The sequence below is a fragment of the Streptomyces coelicoflavus genome, from assembly GCF_003112555.1.
Lineage (GTDB): Bacteria > Actinomycetota > Actinomycetes > Streptomycetales > Streptomycetaceae > Streptomyces > Streptomyces coelicoflavus.
Genome location: NZ_BEWB01000007.1, coordinates 243133 through 261370, shown reverse-complemented (window position 1 = coordinate 261370; position 18238 = coordinate 243133). Strand labels below are relative to the sequence as shown.

Sequence of the window (18238 nt, the reverse complement as noted above, 5' to 3'; positions counted from 1 at the left end):
ATCCTTCAAGGAGGCCGTGTGACCAGCAACATGAGCGCCGCGATGCCCTCGCTCGGCGTCCATTCCGAGGTCGGCAGGCTGCGCAAGGTCCTGGTGTGTTCTCCCGGACTCGCGCACCGGAGACTGACCCCCACCAACTCCGACGAGTTGCTCTTCGACGACGTCATGTGGGTGGAGAACGCCCAGCGCGACCACGCCGCCTTCGTCGGCGAACTGCGCCGGCGCGGGGTGGAGGTGGTGGAGCTGCACGACCTGCTCGCGCAGATCATGGCGATTCCGGAGGCGAAGGCATGGCTCCTGGACCGGAAGATCGTCGCCAACCAGGTCGGCACCGGCCTCATCGACGCGACCCGGGCCTACCTCGAGTCGCTGTCGCCGAGGGAACTCGCCGAGTACCTCGTCGGCGGGCTCGCCACGGGTGACCTGCCCGAGGACTTCCGTTCCCCGCATCTCGCACTGGCCCGCGAGGCCACCGGCGCCCGCGAGTACCTGATGCCGCCGCTGCCCAACACCCTGTACCCGCGGGACACCACCTGCTGGCTGTACGGCGGGCTCACCCTCAATCCGCTGTACTGGTCCGCGCGGCACGACGAGACACTGCTGATGAAGGCGATCTACACTTTCCACCCCGACTTCAAGGGTTCGACCGTGTGGTGGGGCGACCCCGAGCGGGACTGGGGCCAGGCCACCCTCGAGGGCGGTGACGTCATGCCGGTGGGCAACGGCGTCGTCCTCATGGGCATGAGCGAGCGCACCTCGCGGCAGGCCGTCACCCAGGTCGCCGCCGCGCTGTTCCGCAACGGCGCCGCCGAGCACGTCGTCGTCGCCGGGTTGCCGAAACTCCGGTCCGCCATGCACCTGGACACGGTCTTCACCTTCGCCGACCGCGACGTGGTGACCCTCTACCCGCGCATCATGGACGCGGTGCACACCTTCTCGCTGCGGCCGGGCGACCGGGCTCCCGGCTTCGACGTGATCGACGAGGGGACGACGCCCTTCGTCGACGTCGTCGCCAAGGCCCTCGGGCAGCCGAAGCTGCGGGTGGTGGAGACCGGCGGCGACGCCTACGCCTCCGAGCGCCAGCAGTGGGACAGCGGCAACAACGCCCTCGCGGTGGAACCGGGAGTGGTGTTCACCTACGACCGCAACACCCTGACCAACGCGCTGCTGCGCGAGGCCCGGGTGGAGGTCGTCACCGTGGTGGGCGCGGAGCTGGGCCGGGGGCGCGGTGGCGGGCACTGCATGACGTGTCCCCTGGTGCGGGACCCCGTGGACTTCTGACTCCGGCGGCCTCAGCGGCAGAACCCGTACGCCTGCTCCAGCCACCGGTGCAGCGCCGTGTGCACGCTGCCGGGAAGCACGCTGAGCTGTTCGATGGCGGCCCGGTCCCCGGCGGAGGGCGCGATGCCCGCGGTGGTCAGCAGGGCGAGCAGGTCGAGACGGCGCAGGTCCACGGGGTCGACGCGGCAGGGTACGCGCTCGGCGGGGTCGGGCGGCTGGAGCAGGAAGTCGCCCCGGGTGTCGCAGGCGCGCGGGCGCGTCGGGGCGGCGGCGGTCGGAGCAGTCGTCGTGTGCATACCGCGGTCCTCCACTTGAGGGGTGACCCGGTCGGGTCACCGTTCTTGACGGCATGAGACACCGCGACGCCGACGCCGGTTGCGGACGGCCGCGAGGACCACACGGCGGATGCAATCGGCGTCTTGTCGCACGAACCGTCCGGACGGGCGGACGCCCAGGTCGGCGGCCCCGTGACCCCGGCCGCTGCTCCGTACGAGTGGTGCGTTCACGGACTCGGTCGTACGGTCGAACGGGGAAAACGGGAAGCGGAGACAAGCGACCCCGAGACGGCCGGGAGCAGACATGGGCAGGAACCCGATGAGGGCAGCGGTCACACTCTGTGCCGCCGCCGCGCTGGCAGTACCCCTGGGCACGGCCTCCGCCGCACCGTCGGCGCAGCCGGCGGCGCGGACCCAGCAGACGCAGGATCCGGTGCTGGTCGACTGCTCCGGGCAGCCGCAGATCGGGCCGGATTCGTACATCCTCGCCTGCGGGGACGGCAACAGCCGTCTGGTCGCCCTGCGCTGGTTCCGCTGGGATCCGCAGGCCGCGGTGGGCCGGGGCACCAACGCCGTCAACGACTGCGATCCCTACTGCGCCGCGGGCGCGTTCCACTCGTACCCGGTGACCGTGCGGCTCGACATGCCGACGGGCGGGGAGCAGGGGACGGGCGAGCGCCACTTCACCCGGATCACCCTCACCTACACCGACGGCAGGCCGGACGGGTCCCCGCGCACGGTGACCTACCCCCTGCCCGGCTGACGGGCGGGACGGGTCAGTCCGGCAGCACCAGCCGGCAGGTGTCCCCCGGCTGGAGACGCACCTCGCGGTCCGGCAGCCGGACGTCGATCGGCAGCGGTCCGGCCGCGGGCACGGCGATCTCCAGCCGGCCGTGCTCCAGCCGGAACCGCACACCCCAGTGGCCCTGGTAGCGCACGGAGAATCCGTACGAGGACAGCTCCGGCAGCGGCACCGGGTCCAGCCACAGCGCGCCCGCGCGGGTCTCGAGGCCGGTCAGGCCGCGCTGGACCAGGTCGAGGGTGCCCGCCATGGCACCGAGGTGGATGCCCTCGCCGGTGGTGCCGCCCTGGAGGTCGGCGACGTCCCCCTTGAGCGCCTCCTGGAAGTAGGTCCAGGCCTCGGCACGGCGGGCGCGGGCCAGGATCCAGCCGTGGACGAGTCCGCTGAGGGTGGAGCCGTGACTGGTGCGGGCCAGGTAGTGGTCGACGGTGCGCTGCCAGGTCGCCTCGTCCAGGCGGTGTCCCAGGCGTCCGAAGAGGGAGCGGAGTTCGGCCGGGGAGAACAGGTAGCCCAGCATCAGGACGTCGGCCTGCTTGGACGCCTGGTAGTTGTTGACGCTGTCGTTCTCGGCCTCCAGGACGCGGTCGAGGCGCCGGATGTCGCCGTACCGCTCGCGGTAGCCCGCCCAGTCGAGTTCGGCGAGTTCGCCGTATCCCTCGAACTGGCTGACGACGCCCTCGTGGAAGGGCACGTGGAGGGTGCGGGAGACGCTGTCCCACTGCTCCAGTTCCGTGTCGTCCAGGGCGGTGCGCTCGACGAGTTCGCGGCGGCGGGGGCCGGGCAGGCCGTCGAGGACCTCCAGGGTGCGGGACAGGACCCAGGCGGCGGTGACGTTGGTGTACGCGTTGTCGTCGAGGCCCGGCCGGTCGGCTCCGGGGTAGGCCTCGTGGTACTCGTCGGGGCCGACCACGCCCCGGATGCGGTGCCGGCCGAGGTGTTCGTCCCAGGTGGCCGAGTCGGCCCAGAAACGCGCGATCTGCAGCAGCATCTCGGCGCCCTTGGTGTGCAGGAACTCGGCGTCGCCGCTGGCCTCGCAGTACTGCCACACGTTGTACGCGATGGCGGAGCCCACGTGGTGCTGAAGATGCGAGTGGTCGGGGAGCCAGCGGCCCGAGCGCGGGTTGAGGTGCAGCTGCTGGGTCTCCTCGCGGCCGTCGCTGCCGCTCTGCCAGGGGTAGAGCGCGCCCCGCCAGCCGATCGCGCGGGCCGCGGAGCGGGCCCTTTCCAGGCGGCGGTGCCGGTAGTGGAGCAGGGCGCGGGACACCTCGGGGAAGTGCAGGTTCAGGTAGGGCAGGACGAACAGCTCGTCCCAGAAGACGTGGCCGCGGTAGGCCTCCCCGTGCAGTCCGCGCGCCGGTACGCCCACGTCGAGGTCGGCGGTGTGCGGGGAGAGGGTCTGGAGCACGTGGAAGAGGTGCAGACGCAGGATGCTGCCCGCCTCGCCGGGAACCTCCAGTTCGGCGCGGCGCCACAGCTGTCCCCAGGCGGTGCGGTGGCTGACCAGCAGCTCGTCGAAGCCGGGGGCTTCGGCCACCCGGTCGACGGCGGCCTGGAGCGGATCGCTGATCGCCGGGTCGCGCGAGGTGTGCAGGGCGACGACCTTGTCGACGGCGACGGTCCGGCCCGGTTCGGCGCGCAGGGCGGTGCGCTGCGTGACGCACAGGTGCTCGCGCGCGGCGGTGACCGGCGCGCCGGCGGTGGTGCGGGCGGCCATGCCGATCCGGGTGTCGGAGGTGCGGGTCCGGCAGCGCAGCCACACCGTGTCGTCGTCGGCGCTTCCGGTGTGCACGTGCGTGAGGTGGTGGCCGTCGAGGTCCCGGTAGCGCGGCACCCCGGAGTTGGTGACGCCGCCGTCGAGGGCGGCCTCCACCTCCAGGTCGACCGGTCCGCCCTCGGCGCCGAACTCGGTGCGCAGGGCGGCGAGGTGGGGATCGGCCATGTGCACCAGCCGCAGTTGGCGCACGGACAGCACGCGCTCTCCGTCGAGGGCGAAGCGGGTGAGCCGTTCCAGGACGCCCGAGTCCAGGTGCACGGTCTGGCGGTGGTCGAGCACCTCGGCGGTGTCCGGCGTGAGCCAGTCGCCCCCGGTGGTCCTGAAGCGCAGCGGCAGCCAGTTCGGGAGGTTGACCATGTCCTCGTTCTCGACCTCGCGCCCCGCGACGGTGGAGGTGAGCCGGTTGTAGCAGCCGGCCACGTAGGTGCCCGGGTAGTGCGTGTCGTCCGCGGCGCACTCGGGCAGCGCGCCGCGGGTGGCGAAGTAGCCGTTGCCGAGGGTGCACAGGGACTCGCGCAGCCGCTCCTCGGCGGCGTCGTAGTGGTCGTAGTCCCAGGTCGACGGGGTCGCGGTCACCGCGCCCCCTCCCAGGTCCAGTCGGCGACCTCGGGCAGGTCCACGCCGTGTTCGCGGATCCAGTCGTGGTGCCGCTGCCGGACGTCCTCCATCCGCTGCCGTACGGCCGCCGCGCGCACGGCGAGGCCGGGCACGCGGTCGATGACGTCCATGACGAGGCGGTAGCGGTCCAGGTCGTTGCCGACCACCATGTCGAACGGCGTGGTGGTGGTCCCGATCTCCTTGTAGCCGCGCACGTGCAGGTGGGCGTGGCCGGTGCGCCGGTAGGCGAGCCGGTGGATCAGCCAGGGATAGCCGTGGTAGGCGAAGATCACCGGCTTGTCGGCGGTGAACAGGCCGTCGTACTCGAAGTCGCTCATGCCGTGCGGGTGTTCCCCGCTGGGCAGCAGGCGGGCGATGTCGACGACGTTGACCACGCGCACGGCGAGTTCCGGCAGGTGCCGGCGGATCAGTTGGGCGGCGGCCAGGATCTCCTGGGTCGGTACGTCGCCGGCGCAGGCGAGCACCACGTCGGGTTCGCGGCTGCCGTCCTCGGTGCCGGCCCAGTCCCAGACGCCGGCACCGCGCGCGCAGTGCGCCTTGGCCTGGTCCATGGTCAGCCAGTCGAAGCAGGGCTGTTTGCCGGCCACGATCACGTTGACGTAGTCGCGGCTGCGCAGCGCGTGGTCGGCGACGGAGAGCAGGGTGTTGGCGTCCGGCGGCAGGTAGACCCGTACGGCTTCGGGGCTCTTGTTGAGGATGTGGTCGACGAAGCCGGGGTCCTGGTGGGAGAAGCCGTTGTGGTCCTGGCGCCACACGTGGGAGGTGAGCAGGTAGTTGAGGGAGGCGATCGGCGCGCGCCAGGGCAGGCGTCGGGTGACGCGCAGCCATTTGACGTGCTGGTTGACCATCGAGTCGACGATGTGGACGAAGGCCTCGTAGCAGGAGAACAGCCCGTGCCGGCCGGTGAGGAGGTAGCCCTCCAGCCAGCCCTGGCAGGTGTGTTCGGACAGGATCTCCATCACGCGGCCGTGCCGGTCCAGGTCCTCGTCGACGGGCAGCGTCCGCTCCTGCCAGGCCTTGCCGCTGGCGGTGTAGACGGCCTGGAGGCGGTTGGAGGCGGTCTCGTCGGGGCCGACGAGGCGGAAGTCGCGCCGGTCCGCGGTGGCGTCCATGACGTCCCGGAGCAGGTCGCCGAGGACGCGGGTGGGTTCGTGCATGCGCGCGCCGGGTTCCTCGACGGGCACGGCGTAATTCTCCAGCGGGGGCACGGGCAGCTCGCGCAGGAGGAGGCCGCCGTTGGCGTACGGGGTGGCGCCGAGGCGGCGGGGTCCCTCGGGGACGGCGGCGAGGACGGCGGGCCGCGGCGCCCCGGCGTCGTCGAACAGCTCCTCGGGGCGGTAGGAACGCAGCCACTGCTCCAGCTGCGCGAGGTGCTCGGGGTTGGTGCGTACGGCGGACAGGGGCACCTGGTGGGCGCGCCAGGTGTTCTCCACGGGCAGTCCGTCGACCTCGGCGGGGCCGGTCCAGCCCTTCGGGGTGCGCAGGACGATCACCGGCCAGCGGGGGCGGCCGGTGGCTCCCTCCTCGCGGGCGGCGCGCTGGATCGCGGCGATGCGGTCGAGGGCGGTGTCCATGGCGCGGGCGGTCGCGCGGTGGACGGCGGCGGGTTCGTCGCCGGTGACGTGGATCGGGTCGTGTCCGTAGCCGCGCAGGAGTTCGTCCAGCTCGGCCTCGGGCAGGCGGGCGAGCACCGTCGGGTTGGCGATCTTGTAGCCGTTGAGGTGCAGGATCGGCAGGACGGCGCCGTCGTGCACGGGGTCGAGGAACTTGTTCGAGTGCCAGGACGTGGCCAGCGGGCCGGTCTCCGCCTCGCCGTCGCCGATCACGCAGGCGACCACCAGGTCCGGGTGGTCGAAGGCGGCGCCGTAGGCGTGCGAGAGCGCGTAGCCCAGCTCGCCGCCCTCGTGGATGGAGCCCGGCGTCTCGGGCGCGACGTGGCTCGGTACGCCGCCGGGGAACGAGAACTGCTTGAACAGCCGGGCCATGCCGGCCGCGTCCCGGGTGATGTCCGGGTAGGTCTCGGTGTAGGAGCCCTCCAGCCACGCGTTGGCCAGCACGGCGGGCCCGCCGTGGCCGGGGCCCCAGACGCAGAGGGCGTCGAGGTCGCGGGCCTTGATCACCCGGTTGAGGTGGGTGTGGACCAGGTTGAGGCCGGGTGAGGTCCCCCAGTGGCCGAGCAGGCGCGGCTTGACGTGCTCGGGGCGCAGGGGTTCGGCCAGCAGGGGGTTGGCCATGAGGTAGATCTGGCCGACGGCGAGGTAGTTCGCGGCGCGCCAGTGGGCGTCCAGGCCGGCGAGCTCCTCGTCGGTGAGTTCGGTGGGCGCCTGCTGCGTGTCGACGGACATCGGTGGTCCTTCCGTGTCGGGACAGCCGGTCGGGGCGCGCGGGCACGGGGTGCCCGTGCACATCCCAACCCTGCGCCGACCGGGCGGGTACCCGAGAAGGCCGTTCGGGTCACGTGGTGTTCCGAACGGGTCACGGAGCGCCGTTGCCGCGGTGCGGCGGGCGGCGGTGCGTGACGAGAGCAGCACGGCCGTCACCGGCGCCGACCCCGGTGTCGACCGTGCCGACACACCGGGTACCCCAACTTCTCTGTCGCACACGGGAGTTGCCCCGAGTTCGCGGCAGGGACCCGGGCCGGCGGCGCGGTGCGCCCGTGACGTGCCCCGCGAGCAGCCGAGAATACCCCCCTGGGTATATCTGTTACGGTGGCCGGAAGGAGATACCCCAGGGGGTAATTCGGAAACGGAAGGAGAGCGTGCCGTGTTCTTTGTCGACGTCCTGGAGACCGAGGGCCTGGGCAACCGCAGCTACCTGGCGGGCGGCCCCGGCTCGGCCGTGGTCGTGGACCCGCCGCGGGACATCGACCGCGTCGTCGCGGCGGCCGCCCGGCGCGGGGTACGGATCACCGCCGTCGCCGAGACCCACGTCCACAACGACTACGTCACCGGCGGCCTGGAGCTGGCCCGCCTCACCGGCGCGCGCTACCTGGTGCCGGCCGGGGCCGAGGTGGCGTACGCGCGCGTGGCGGTGGCCGACGGCGACGTGGAGCCGGTCGACGCCGGGCTGGAGCTGCGGGCGGTGGCCACACCGGGTCACACCCCGCACCACACCTCGTACGTCCTTCAGGAGGCGGGGCGGGCCGTGGCCGCCTTCACGGGCGGTTCGCTGCTGATCGGCACCGTGGGGCGGCCCGACCTCGTGGAGCCGCGGCTCACCGAGGAGCTGGCCCGCGCGCAGCACGCCTCCGCACACCGTCTCGCGGGTCAGCTCGAGGACGGCGTGAGCGTGCTGCCCACGCACGGCTTCGGCAGCTTCTGCTCCTCCTCGGCCTCCGGCGGCGAGCACAGCACCATCGGCGCCGAGAGGGCCGCCAACCCGGCGCTCGTCAAGGACGTGGAGACCTTCGTGCGGGAGCTGCTGGCCGGGCTGGACGACGTGCCGGCGTACTACGCGCACATGGCGCCGGTGAACACCGACGGCCCCGCCCCGCTGGACCTCACCGAACCCCGGCGCGCCGACGCGGACGACATAGCGCGGCGTCTCGCCGCCGGCGAGTGGGTCGTGGACCTGCGCTCCCGGGTGGCCTTCGCCGCCGGGCACGTCGCCGGGTCGCTCAACTTCGAGGTCGACGGTCAGCTCGCGACGTATCTGGCCTGGATGGTCCCGTGGGGCAGGCCGGTGACGCTGCTCGCGCACAGCGCCGACGACCTGGCCCGCGCCCAGCGCGAACTGGCCCGGGTGGGCATCGACCGGCCGGCCGCGGCGGCGGTGGGCTCGCCGGCCGACTGGGTCGCGGACGGGGACCGGCCGGCCTCGTTCCGCCGCGCCACCTTCGCCGAGCTGGCCGCGGCGCGGCGGCACGACGGGGACGTGGTGGTCGTGGACGTGCGCCGGGACGCCGAACGCGCCCAGGGGTGGGTCGGGGGCAGCGTGCACCTGCCCGTCCACGAGATCCACCGGCGCCTGGACGAGGTGCCGCCGGGCACGGTGTGGGTGCACTGCGCGGGCGGGATGCGTGCGGCGGTCGCCGCCTCCGTGCTGGACGCCGCCGGCCGGGAGGTGGTCGCGGTCGACGACGGTTTCGCCGCGGCGGCCGATGCCGGTCTGCCGCTCGTGACGCCCTCGGACGACGCCGCCGCATGACGCCGCTGATCCTCGCGCTGTTCGCCGGCGCCGCGGCCGGCGTGTCCCTGGGCGCGCTGGGGGCGGGCGGCAGCATCCTCACCGTGCCCGCGCTCATCTACCTGCTCGGCTTCACCCCGGCGGCGGCGACCACCGCGAGCCTGGTCGTCGTGATCGTCACGTCGGTCACCGCGCTGCTGGCACACGCCAGGGCGGGGGCCGTGCGGTGGCGGGCCGGGCTGTTGTTCGCGGCGGCGGGTGTACTGCCCGCCGCCGGCGCCGGAGCCCTGTCGGCACGGGTCCCGGAGACGGTGCTGACCCTGCTGTTCGCGGCGCTGGCCGCGCTGGCCGGCCTGCACATGCTGGGCCGGCGCACGCCACGCGAGAAGGGCACCGTGTCGGGTGCGCGCGCGGCCGGGGCCGGGGCCGGTCTCGGCGCGGTGACCGGCTTCCTCGGGGTCGGCGGCGGCTTCCTCGCGGTGCCGGCGCTGGTGACCGTCCTCGCGGTGCCGATGAGCGCGGCGGTGGGCACGAGCCTGCTGGTGGTCGGGGCGAACGCGCTGGTGGCCCTCGCCGCCCGGGCGTACTCCTCCGTGCACCTGGACCTCACACTGCTCCTGCCGTTCCTGGCGGCCGCGGTCCTCGGCGCGTGGGACGGCAGGCGGCTGGCCGCGAAGGTCTCCCCGGGGACGCTGCGGCGCGTCTTCGGTGCCGTGCTGCTCGCCGTGGCCGTGGCGATGGGCGTGACGGCGGCACTGTGACCCGCCGTCCCGCCCACCGCCCGGCCCGCCTGCCGGCGTCAGGCCAGGGAGAGGAAGAGCTTCTCCAGCCGGGCCCGCATCTGCGCCGAGTCCCGGACCTCCGGGTCGTCACTGGTCATGCACTGTTGCAGCCCCGTGGCGATGATCGAGAACCCGGCCCGGTCCAGGGCTCGGGAGACGGCGGCGAGCTGGGTGACCACGTCCTCGCAGTCCCGGCCCTCCTCGATCATCCGGATGACTCCCGCGAGCTGCCCCTGGGCGCGCCGCAGCCGGTTCAGCGCCGATTTCAGTTCGTCGGCCGACATGTCGAGCTCCACGCTTCTCCCTCTCCTCCACCCGATACCTCACCGAACCCCACATACCCCCGCGGGTATCCTACCGCGCGGGGGGACGAACAACGAGAAAGGTCTCGCTCCGTGAACACCCCCGAAGCTCCCGCCACCTCACTGACCACCGGGCAGGCGGCGGCCCGCCTGGCCGAGTTCACCGTCGTCGACGTCCGCTCCCCCGGCGAGTACTCCGGCGGCCACCTGCCCGGCGCCCACAACGTTCCGCTGGAGCGCCTCGACGAGGCCGCCGGCACCCTGGCGGCGGCCGCCGCCCGCGGGCCGCTGCTGCTCGTGTGCGCCTCGGGGAACCGGTCCGCCAAGGGCTGCGCGCAACTCGCGGCGCGGGACGTCGCGGCGGCCACCCTCGAGGGCGGCACGAGCGCCTGGGCGGCGGCCGGTCACCCCGTCGAGCGTCCGGCCGGGGCGCGTACGCCGTGGCCCATGGACCGGCAGGTGCGCCTCGCGGCCGGGACGCTCGTCGCCGCCGGCTTCGTGGCCGGACGCTTCTGGCGGCCCGCCCACTGGCTGTCCGGCGCGATAGGCGCGGGACTGGTGTTCTCCGGAGTGACCAACACCTGCGGCATGGCCGCGGCACTGGCCCGGCTGCCCCACAACCGGCCCACCGGGGACGTCACCTCCTTCGAGGAGACGCTGGCCCGGCTGGCCGCCTGAGCCGCACCGACGACGGCGGGCGCCGATCCCTTCCGGGGTCGGCGCCCGCCAATTTTGCATGTCATGCATCTTTGCATACCATGCAACTTATGTCGGAGAAGGGTGCCGCGGGGGGCGGTCTGCGGGAGCGGAAGAAGCGGGCCACGCGGGCCGCCCTGTCCGAGGCCGCGGTACGGCTCGCCGCCGAACACGGGGCGGAGAAGGTCACCGTCGAGGCCATCAGCGCCGCGGCCGGGGTGTCGGTGCGTACCTTCTTCAACTACTTCGACAGCCGCGACGAGGCCTTCGTGGTCATCGACGCGGACGCGGGCGCGCGCATGCGGCACGCCGTACTGGAAGCACCGGCCCACCTCTCCCCGCTGGCAGCCCTGCGCGAGGCCATGGCGGCGGAGCTGGCCGAGGCGGAACAGCAGCACGAGCTGTGGCGGCTGCACGCCGAGGTCCTGCACGCCTCACCGCACCTCCTGGCGCGCGGCGTCGGGGCCCACATGGCGGCCGAGGCGGACCTGGCCGACGCCATCGCCCTGCGCCTGCGCGGGGACGGCGACACGGGCGGGGACGGGCCGGGGCTCTACCCTCGGCTGCTGGCCGCGGTGGCGGGTGCCGCGGTGCGCACCAGCATGGACCACTGGTCCGCCCACCAGGAGGAAGCCGCCTTCCTCGACGTCTTCCACGAGGTGTTCACCCTCCTCGCCGCCGGACTCCCGGCACCCTCCGCGTAGCCTCCGCGCCGGGCTCGCGACCCCACAGGACCACCACCGAAAGAGAAGCCGTGACCGCTGCACAGGCGCCTGCCGACGCGCCGCCCACCTCCATGAACCACCGGCAGATACTCCAGGCGATGTCGGGCCTGATGGCCGGCATGTTCGTCGCGATCCTGGCCGGCACCGTCGTGGCGAACGCGCTGCCCACGATCATCGCCGACCTGGGCGCCAGCCAGTCCTCCTACACGTGGGTCGTCACCTCCGAGCTGCTCGCGATGACCGCGACGGTGCCCCTGTGGGGCAAGCTCTCCGACCTCTTCAACAAGAAGCTGCTGCTCCAGCTGTCGCTGAGCATGTTCGTGGTCGGCTCGCTGCTGGCCGGCTTCTCGCACGGGGTCGGGCTGCTGATCTTCAGCCGGGTCGTGCAGGGCATCGGCGCGGGCGGTCTGACCGCCCTCGCGCAGGTCGTGATGGCCTCCGTCATCCCGCCCCGCCAGCTGGGCAAGTACGCCGGTATCTTCGGCGCCGTCTTCGCGGTGGGCACCGTGGCCGGGCCGCTGGTCGGCGGCGTCCTGGTGGACACCTCGTGGCTGGGCTGGCGCTGGTGCTTCTTCATCGGCGTGCCGTTCGCGCTGCTCGCCATCGCCCTGCTCCAGCGCACCCTGCGCCTGCCCACCGTGAAGCGCGAGGCGCGCATCGACTGGCTCGGCGCCTTCCTGATCGTCGCCGGTGTCTGCGCGCTGCTCATCTGGGTGTCGCTGGCCGGCAACGAGTTCGACTGGGCGTCCTGGCAGACGGGTGCCCTCACGGTCGGCGGCGTCCTGCTGCTGGTCGCGGCGGTGTTCGTCGAGGCCCGCACCGCCGAGCCGGTCATCCCGCTCGGCATCTTCCGCAACCGCACGGTCACCCTCACCACCGTCGCCAGCCTCCTGGTCGGTGTCGCCATGTTCGGCGGGACCGTCTTCCTCTCGCAGTACTTCCAGATCTCCCTGGGCAAGTCGCCGACCGTCGCCGGTCTGATGAGCCTGCCGATGATCCTCGGCCTGCTGGTGTCCTCCACCGTCGCCGGACAGGTGATCAGCCGGACCGGCAAGTGGAAGCGGTACCTGGTGGCGGGCGCGGTGATCATGGCCGTCGGCCTGGCGCTGCTGGCCACGATCGACGCGAAGACCAGCTTCGGCCTGCTCAGCCTCTACATGGCGATCCTGGGCGTCGGCGTCGGCATGCTGATGCAGAACCTGGTGCTGGCCGCCCAGAACGACGTGCCGGCCGCCGACCTGGGCGCCGCGACCTCCGTGCTGTCGTTCTTCCGCAGCATGGGCGGCACGATCGGCGTCAGCGTCCTCGGCGCGATCCTCGCCAACCGGGTCGCCAGCGAGACGACCAAGGGACTGAGCGACGCGGGCATCACCGTCCCGGGTGGAGAGGGCTCCGGCGGGAGCAGCGTCCCGGACATGTCCACGCTGCCCGCCCCGATGCGGACGATCGTGGAGCACGCCTACGCGGTCGCCACGGCCGACCTGTTCCTGATCGCCACGCCGTTCGCGGTGCTGGCGCTGGTCGCCGTGGTGTTCATCAAGGAGAAGCCGCTGAAGACCACCAGCGGCATGGAGCGTCTGGCCGAGGAGTCCGGCGAGGGCCCGGCCGCACCGGCCGACAAGGACCCGGCGGCGCCCGTCGCGTAGCAGGCACCCGACCGCGGTGGGGCCGCCCGTCCTGTCCGGACGGGCGGCCCCGCTGTCGTGTCGGGCGCCCGTCAGCCCCGGGCCATCGCGATCGAGCCGGCCAGCCGCTCCCCCGCCTCGTAGATCATGTACGGGACCCCGTGGTCGGTGCCGAAACTCGGCGACGCCGCGCGGCCGTTCTCCGGTGCGGAGCCGCGGGAGTCGTAGAAGACGCCGAGGTGCCTGCGGAGCGAGAAGTCGTTGCCGACCTCGGTGATCATCAGGTCGCCGCCGCTCTCCTTGTCCTTGTTGTAGACGACGTACGTGCTGTCGTTCCGGTGCAGCAGGTGCGGGCCGCCGACGTTGACCGCGCCGACGTCGCCGTGGCGCACCAGGGGCTCCTGGGCGAACGTCCAGGAACGGCCGTCGGCGGACCAGCCCCAGCCGATGTCACGGTGGTTGGTGGTGTTGTTGACCATGAAGACCATGACGTAGTGGGCGCCGCGCGAGGGCAGTTCGTGCGGGAAGACCCGAGCGTAGGAGGTCTCGGTGGTGCCGGAGGGCAGCATCGAGGTGGTCAGCACGACCTTGTCGTAGGTGAAGTGGATACCGTCGGCGGACCGGGCGAGCCTGGTCGTGGTGTTCTCGCCGTGGAAGTACAGCCACATCTCCTTCCGCCCCGCGTGCCACATCACGTGCGGCGAGGAGACGTGGCTGACGGAGTAGTGCGGCGACCACTTGTTGGAGACGATCGGGTTGTGCGGGTACTCCGTGAACGGCCCCTCCAGTGAGTCGCCGTAGGCCAGGCAGATGCCGCCGGGCGCGTCGTGCGGGGCGTAGTAGAGGTAGTAGCGGCCGAGCCGGCCGCTCGCGGGCAGCCGGTCGTAGACGCCCCGGACGGTCGGGAAGATGATCTCGCCGGTGGGGTTGTAGGCCAGCTTGGACGGCGTCAGCAGGGTGCGGACGTAGGTGTAGTCGGGGAATCCGCCGGGCGCCGCGGAGGCGGTGGGCGCGGCGGTGGCGCCCAGGGCGAGGGCGGCGCCGGTGGCGGCCGTGCCCTTCAGGAACAGACGGCGGTCGAGGTGCGGCTCGTGCATGTCGACTCCTGGGTGAGGGGGGAGGTCACACGTACGGATGTGTCACAGGTACAGGGCGGCGGTGACGCACATGCCGCCCAGGGCGACCAGCCACACGTAGGGCAGGGTGCGGACCATGACCTGCTGCGGGCTGACACCCGCGTACTGCGCGGCCCACACGGTCTGCGTGCTGGTCGGGTCGGCGACGCCGAAGACCTGGTTGTACGAGGTGGCCATGCCGAGGACGGCGACGGCCGGGTAGATGCCGGTGGCGATGAGGACGCCCGCGATGCCCGCGCCGAGCCCGAACACGTTGAGCGGGCCGCGGTACAGGCACAGCGGCACCAGCACGGTGAAGACGATGACGAACAGCACCGGGTTCTGCGGGCTGACCGCCTTCATCAGCGGCTCCAGGGCGTCCACCGCGCCGGGGAGTTTGACGGCGGCGAGCAGGATGCCGATCGCCACGAACAGGGCGAGCGGCGGCGCGGCCACCTCGAAGCCGCCGTACAGGGTGCGCAGCAGCCGCTTGTTCATCTCGCCGGGCCGGGTGGTGGTGACCAGCGCGTAGAGCACACCGGCCAGCATCGAGGGGATGATGGCCACGTCCAGGCCGAGGGCCAGGACCAGCGGGACCACGGGGGCGAGCAGCGCGTACCAGGGTGCGTCGCCGAGGCGTTCGCGGCGCGGGGCCGGGCGCGCGGAGACCGACTTGAGCGACCAGGCGTGCTCGGTGCCGCGGCGCCGGTTCTCAATGACGACGTAGGCGACGGCGGCGACCAGGGCGAACGGGAAGAGCTTCACCATGAAGCCGCGGACGGTGTCGACGGGCAGGTCGAGCGCGGTGGAGAAGAACTGCCAGACCGGCAGTTCGAAGGGGACGCCGACCGCGATGCCCATCAGGACCGTGCCCGCGGCGGTCACCTTGGGCACGCCGACCGCGACCATCGCGGGGATGCCGATGATCCCGGCCAGCATCGCGGCGGGCGCGGAGCCGGTGACGGTGCCGACGAGCGCGGAGACGGCGAGGACGCCGAGGGCGACGACGGTGGGCCGGTCGCCGCCGAACTCGACGATCTTGCGGACGAGGGTGCCGGCGATGCCGGTCTCGTCGAGCAGCTTGCCGAGCCAGGAGCCGAGGATGATGGCGACCATCGTCGCCGCGAGCGCCGGGGCGCCCTCCTGGAGCACGGTGTCCAGGACGCTGTTCTTGCCCGTCAGGGGCGCGCCGGAGAGGAAGGCGATGACCACGGCCAGCAGCACCAGCGCGAAGGCGGTGGGCAGCTTGCGGGTGAGCATCGCGGCGACGCCGGCCGCCATGACGAGGAGGATGACGACACCCATGGGTCAGTTCTCTCTTCTTGCGTCACGTGCGGGTGGTGGGTTGCTCCCGTTCGCGGAGCCGGACCGGGCCTCGGCCTCGGCGGCCAGGGCGGCGGTCAGCAGCAGGGGGCTGCGGCCGAGTCCGCAGACGGTACGGGCGTAGGCGTGGGCGGCCACCTCTTCGGCACCGGCGACGTGGCCGGGTACGCGCAGGCGGCCCAGGCGCAGGGCACTGTGGCCCAGGGCGTGCTTCAGGGCGGCCTTCGCGGGGCCATGGTGGAGGTGGACGTGCACCGCCTCGTGGGCGAGGGCGGCCGCCCGTACGGAACCGGGCGGATACCAGTCGCGCCAGCCCCGGGCGTCGACGACCCGTTCGGCGAGCGCGAGGGTGTCGGTGAAGAGCTCCACCGTGGGCGGTCTGGAGGTGTAGCGGGCGAGCAGCCCCAGCTCCAGACCGCCGTCGCGCTCCACGACCCTCGCCTCGCATCCGACGGGCGCGAGCGCGGCGCCGAACGCGTCGGCCGCCCGCGCCCACCGGCGCAGCAGCTCCGGGTCGCGGTGCTCGTGGGTCGGGGTGGCGGCCAGCAGCCGTACGGCCCAGCCGATGTCGTCGGTGGCGGCGAGACCGTCCGTCACCGGGGCCCGGGACGCGCTCATTCCCGCACCTCCAGTACGGCGACCAACGGTTCGTCGGCAGCGCGCGAGCGCAGTTCGCTGCGGGCGAGGGCGAGCAGCGGCTGCGGGTCCAGGACGCCGGAGAGGTCGGCGATGCGGGAGCCGAGCAGCAGCCGTACGGCGGGGGCGCGGACGCCTCCGTCGCCGTAGGAGGTGTGCTCGGCGACCAGCTTGGCCAGCACCTCGGGGGCGGCGGCGACGGTGGTCGCCTCGACCCGGGCGTCGGGCGCGTGGTGGCGGACGACCCCGTCGGCGTCGACGACCCGCACCGGGTGGCGGACGGGCCGGAAACGGCGGTGGACGTCGGTGCCGTACACGGTGTGGGCGGGGGTGCCCGCGAGGACGTGCACCTTCGACGGGTCGGTCTTGAGGCTGGTGGCGGCCAGTCGCAGGCGTTCGGCGTCGTCGGCGCGGTGGGCCCGGTCCTGGGTGCGCAGTTCGGTGGCACCGGTGGCGACGGCGCGTACGACGTTGGTCTGCGGGTCGACGGTGACCTCGACCTCGACGCCGTCGGCGGCGGCGCCCTGTTCGACCACGGCGCGCTCGGCCTCGGCGCGGACGGCGAGGATCTGCTCCTGGGTGGCGCCCGGCACGATCCGCTCGACCTGTTCGCGCACCAGGGCGAGGGCGACGCCGATGGGGCTGATGACTTCGCTGTGCTGCGCGATGCGGCCGGTCATGTCGGTGCGGGCGGCCAGGTGCGGGGTGACCGAGGCGGCACCGCCGCCCCCGCCGACCAGGACGGCGGTGTCGGTGTCGAGGCGGTACTCGCGTACGAGGTCGTCCACGACGGACTTCACCTGGTCGGTGCCGGCGTCCAGAAGCCGGGCGGCCGCGGTGTCCACGTCGGTACCGAGGGCGGCGGCGAGCGGGGCGAGGGCGGCGCGGGCGGTGTCCGGGTCGGCGTGGGCGAAGTCGCCCTCGGGGACCCGGCCGAGCGCGTTGGCGGCGCAGGTCATGGTGAGCGCGAACCGGCCGCCGGCCGCGTCGAGGACGGCGTAGTCGGCGGGATCGCCGGGCAGCGGGCTGATGGTGGTCAGCTTCGCGTCCCGCAGATCGGCCGGGTCGGCGTAACAGGCGTACGGCAGCCCGGCGATGTGCGCGCTTCGCGGGCCGGTGCCGGTGACCCGGCCGCCGGAGACGCGGACCATGGAGCCGCCGCCGACGCCGACGGTACGGACGTCGAGGGCGTTGAGGTAGGAGGTCCGGCCGAGCAGCACGGCGTGCCGTACCGCGACCTTGCCGCGCTTGACGACGCTGATGTCGGTGGAGGTGCCGCCGGTCTCCAGGAACACGCCCTCGCTGACGCGTTCCTGCATCAGCGCGCCCGCGACCCCGGCGGCCGGGCCGGACAGCACGGTCAGCAGGGGCCTGCGGCGCATCTCGTCCAGGGACATCACTCCCCCGTCGCAGCGCATCACCATCAGCGGCGCGGTGACGCCCGCCTTGGTGATGGAGGCGTCGACGAGGTCGGCGGTGGCCAGCATGCGCGGCAGGATCGCCGCGTTGACGACGGCGGTGCGGGTGCGCTTGCGCAGCCCGTACAGGGAGGTGATCTCGTGCGCGGCGGTGGTCGGCAGGCCGGTGGTGCGGGCCGCGTCGGCGACCGCCTCCTCGCCCTCGGGGCGGTCGACGCCGAAGGGTTCGCTGGCCACCAGTGCCTGGGCACCGGCGGCCGTGAGCTGTTCGACGGCGGCCCGTACGGCGGGGGCGTCCTCGGGGTCGGGCACGTGCGCGTAGTGCAGCGGGAGCCGTTTGCCGGGGGTGAGTTCGAGCTTGGCGAGGGTGGCGAGCCTGCGGGTGAAGTACGTCCCCGCGCCGGTGCCGATGCCGAGCAGGCCGACGGTGGCGACGTCGCCCTCCAGCAGGGCGTTGGTAGCCTGGGTCGTGCCGTGTGCCAGGAAGGCCACGTCGGCGGGTGCGTGTCCGGTCTGCGTCAGCAGCCGGTCGAGCGCCTCGACGATGCCGTGCGCGACACCGTCCTCGTGATGGTGGCTCGTGGGGACCTTCACCTGGCCCACGAGCCGGAGCGTCGTGGCGTCGACCGCCACGGCGTCGGTGAAGGTTCCGCCCACGTCGATGCCGACGCGGATGCGGTGGGTGGTCATGTCCGGGCACCTCCTTGTGCTGGGTCGGTCCGCACGCGGGCGGTCACCGGG

15 protein-coding genes are annotated in these 18238 nt (G+C 73.1%); 7 read left to right on the top strand and 8 right to left on the bottom strand.

What is annotated here, in order from left to right:
- Positions 1-18: 18 nt before the first annotated feature.
- On the top strand, positions 19-1281 hold the full coding sequence (locus Sco07f_RS18810) for an arginine deiminase (protein WP_087788367.1): 1263 nt from the start codon (positions 19-21) through the stop codon (positions 1279-1281).
- An 11-nt stretch (positions 1282-1292) separates the two neighbouring features.
- Here the strand turns inward: Sco07f_RS18810 and Sco07f_RS18805 are convergent, their stop codons facing one another.
- A complete protein-coding gene (locus tag Sco07f_RS18805; RefSeq protein WP_007389535.1) occupies positions 1293-1577 on the bottom strand; it encodes a hypothetical protein in 285 nt (94 codons plus the stop codon).
- Between the two features lie 283 nt (positions 1578-1860).
- On the opposite strand from Sco07f_RS18805, the gene Sco07f_RS18800 reads away from it, so the two are divergent.
- Positions 1861-2319: a hypothetical protein gene (locus Sco07f_RS18800; RefSeq protein WP_042822928.1), complete on the top strand. Its 459-nt coding sequence runs from the start codon at positions 1861-1863 to the stop codon at positions 2317-2319.
- A gap of 13 nt (positions 2320-2332) precedes the next feature.
- On the opposite strand, the gene Sco07f_RS18795 is transcribed toward Sco07f_RS18800, so the two are convergent.
- Together Sco07f_RS18795 and Sco07f_RS18790 are read right to left on the bottom strand one after the other, a co-directional pair.
- Positions 2333-4708 carry a glycoside hydrolase family 65 protein gene (locus tag Sco07f_RS18795; protein ID WP_087788368.1) on the bottom strand — a complete coding sequence of 792 codons (2376 nt, stop codon included), beginning with the start codon at positions 4706-4708 and terminating at the stop codon, positions 2333-2335.
- Positions 4705-7095 (bottom strand): phosphoketolase family protein, encoded by a 2391-nt coding sequence (locus Sco07f_RS18790; RefSeq protein WP_108988515.1) that lies wholly within the window; start codon positions 7093-7095, stop codon positions 4705-4707. The genes Sco07f_RS18795 and Sco07f_RS18790 overlap by 4 nt, the downstream gene beginning before the upstream one ends.
- A gap of 418 nt (positions 7096-7513) precedes the next feature.
- Here Sco07f_RS18790 and Sco07f_RS18785 point away from each other — a divergent pair, with 418 nt between their 5' ends.
- Together Sco07f_RS18785 and Sco07f_RS18780 are read left to right on the top strand one after the other, a co-directional pair.
- Positions 7514-8896, top strand: a complete 1383-nt coding sequence (locus tag Sco07f_RS18785; protein WP_087788370.1) for an MBL fold metallo-hydrolase — start codon at positions 7514-7516, stop codon at positions 8894-8896.
- Positions 8893-9636, top strand: a complete 744-nt coding sequence (locus Sco07f_RS18780) for a sulfite exporter TauE/SafE family protein (RefSeq protein ID WP_007443288.1) — start codon at positions 8893-8895, stop codon at positions 9634-9636. Before Sco07f_RS18785 ends, Sco07f_RS18780 begins: the two co-directional genes overlap by 4 nt.
- A gap of 38 nt (positions 9637-9674) precedes the next feature.
- Here Sco07f_RS18780 and Sco07f_RS18775 read toward each other — a convergent pair whose 3' ends face one another.
- The gene (locus tag Sco07f_RS18775) at positions 9675-9953 is read right to left on the bottom strand and encodes a metal-sensitive transcriptional regulator (protein WP_003978241.1); all 279 of its coding nucleotides are present in this window, start codon (positions 9951-9953) and stop codon (positions 9675-9677) included.
- A 99-nt stretch (positions 9954-10052) separates the two neighbouring features.
- Between Sco07f_RS18775 and Sco07f_RS18770 the strand changes: the two genes are divergently transcribed.
- The 3 genes from Sco07f_RS18770 to Sco07f_RS18760 all read left to right on the top strand — a co-directional run bounded on the left by Sco07f_RS18770 (position 10053) and on the right by Sco07f_RS18760 (position 13026).
- On the top strand, positions 10053-10637 hold the full coding sequence (locus Sco07f_RS18770) for a rhodanese-like domain-containing protein (protein WP_087788371.1): 585 nt from the start codon (positions 10053-10055) through the stop codon (positions 10635-10637).
- An 80-nt stretch (positions 10638-10717) separates the two neighbouring features.
- Positions 10718-11359, top strand: a complete 642-nt coding sequence (locus Sco07f_RS18765; protein ID WP_087788372.1) for a TetR/AcrR family transcriptional regulator — start codon at positions 10718-10720, stop codon at positions 11357-11359.
- A gap of 92 nt (positions 11360-11451) precedes the next feature.
- Entirely contained in the window at positions 11452-13026 is a 1575-nt protein-coding gene (locus Sco07f_RS18760; protein WP_174855393.1) for an MDR family MFS transporter, read from the top strand.
- A 71-nt stretch (positions 13027-13097) separates the two neighbouring features.
- On the opposite strand, the gene Sco07f_RS18755 is transcribed toward Sco07f_RS18760, so the two are convergent.
- Genes Sco07f_RS18755 through Sco07f_RS18740 form a run of 4 tightly spaced genes read right to left on the bottom strand, consistent with a single transcriptional unit; the run spans position 13098 to position 18187 of the window.
- Positions 13098-14102 carry a twin-arginine translocation signal domain-containing protein gene (locus Sco07f_RS18755; RefSeq protein WP_108988514.1) on the bottom strand — a complete coding sequence of 335 codons (1005 nt, stop codon included), beginning with the start codon at positions 14100-14102 and terminating at the stop codon, positions 13098-13100.
- A 42-nt stretch (positions 14103-14144) separates the two neighbouring features.
- Positions 14145-15425 (bottom strand): TRAP transporter large permease subunit, encoded by a 1281-nt coding sequence (locus Sco07f_RS18750; RefSeq protein WP_054101126.1) that lies wholly within the window; start codon positions 15423-15425, stop codon positions 14145-14147.
- A gap of 3 nt (positions 15426-15428) precedes the next feature.
- Positions 15429-16061, bottom strand: a complete 633-nt coding sequence (locus Sco07f_RS18745) for a hypothetical protein (RefSeq protein WP_108988512.1) — start codon at positions 16059-16061, stop codon at positions 15429-15431.
- A complete protein-coding gene (locus Sco07f_RS18740; RefSeq protein WP_108988510.1) occupies positions 16058-18187 on the bottom strand; it encodes a hydantoinase/oxoprolinase family protein in 2130 nt (709 codons plus the stop codon). Before Sco07f_RS18740 ends, Sco07f_RS18745 begins: the two co-directional genes overlap by 4 nt.
- Positions 18188-18238 lie beyond the last annotated feature (51 nt).

What these genes read in the sequence shown, in the direction of transcription:
- Sco07f_RS18740 (WP_108988510.1), bottom strand. Translation starts at nt 18,187, where the DNA reads ATGACCACCCACCGCATCCGCGTCGGCATCGACGTGGGCGGAACCTTC.
- Sco07f_RS18760 (WP_174855393.1), top strand. Translation starts at nt 11,452, where the DNA reads ATGAACCACCGGCAGATACTCCAGGCGATGTCGGGCCTGATGGCCGGC.
- Sco07f_RS18755 (WP_108988514.1), bottom strand. Translation starts at nt 14,102, where the DNA reads ATGCACGAGCCGCACCTCGACCGCCGTCTGTTCCTGAAGGGCACGGCC.
- Sco07f_RS18745 (WP_108988512.1), bottom strand. Translation starts at nt 16,061, where the DNA reads ATGAGCGCGTCCCGGGCCCCGGTGACGGACGGTCTCGCCGCCACCGAC.
- Sco07f_RS18790 (WP_108988515.1), bottom strand. Translation starts at nt 7,095, where the DNA reads ATGTCCGTCGACACGCAGCAGGCGCCCACCGAACTCACCGACGAGGAG.
- Sco07f_RS18780 (WP_007443288.1), top strand. Translation starts at nt 8,893, where the DNA reads ATGACGCCGCTGATCCTCGCGCTGTTCGCCGGCGCCGCGGCCGGCGTG.
- Sco07f_RS18805 (WP_007389535.1), bottom strand. Translation starts at nt 1,577, where the DNA reads ATGCACACGACGACTGCTCCGACCGCCGCCGCCCCGACGCGCCCGCGC.
- Sco07f_RS18800 (WP_042822928.1), top strand. Translation starts at nt 1,861, where the DNA reads ATGGGCAGGAACCCGATGAGGGCAGCGGTCACACTCTGTGCCGCCGCC.
- Sco07f_RS18750 (WP_054101126.1), bottom strand. Translation starts at nt 15,425, where the DNA reads ATGGGTGTCGTCATCCTCCTCGTCATGGCGGCCGGCGTCGCCGCGATG.
- Sco07f_RS18765 (WP_087788372.1), top strand. Translation starts at nt 10,718, where the DNA reads ATGCAACTTATGTCGGAGAAGGGTGCCGCGGGGGGCGGTCTGCGGGAG.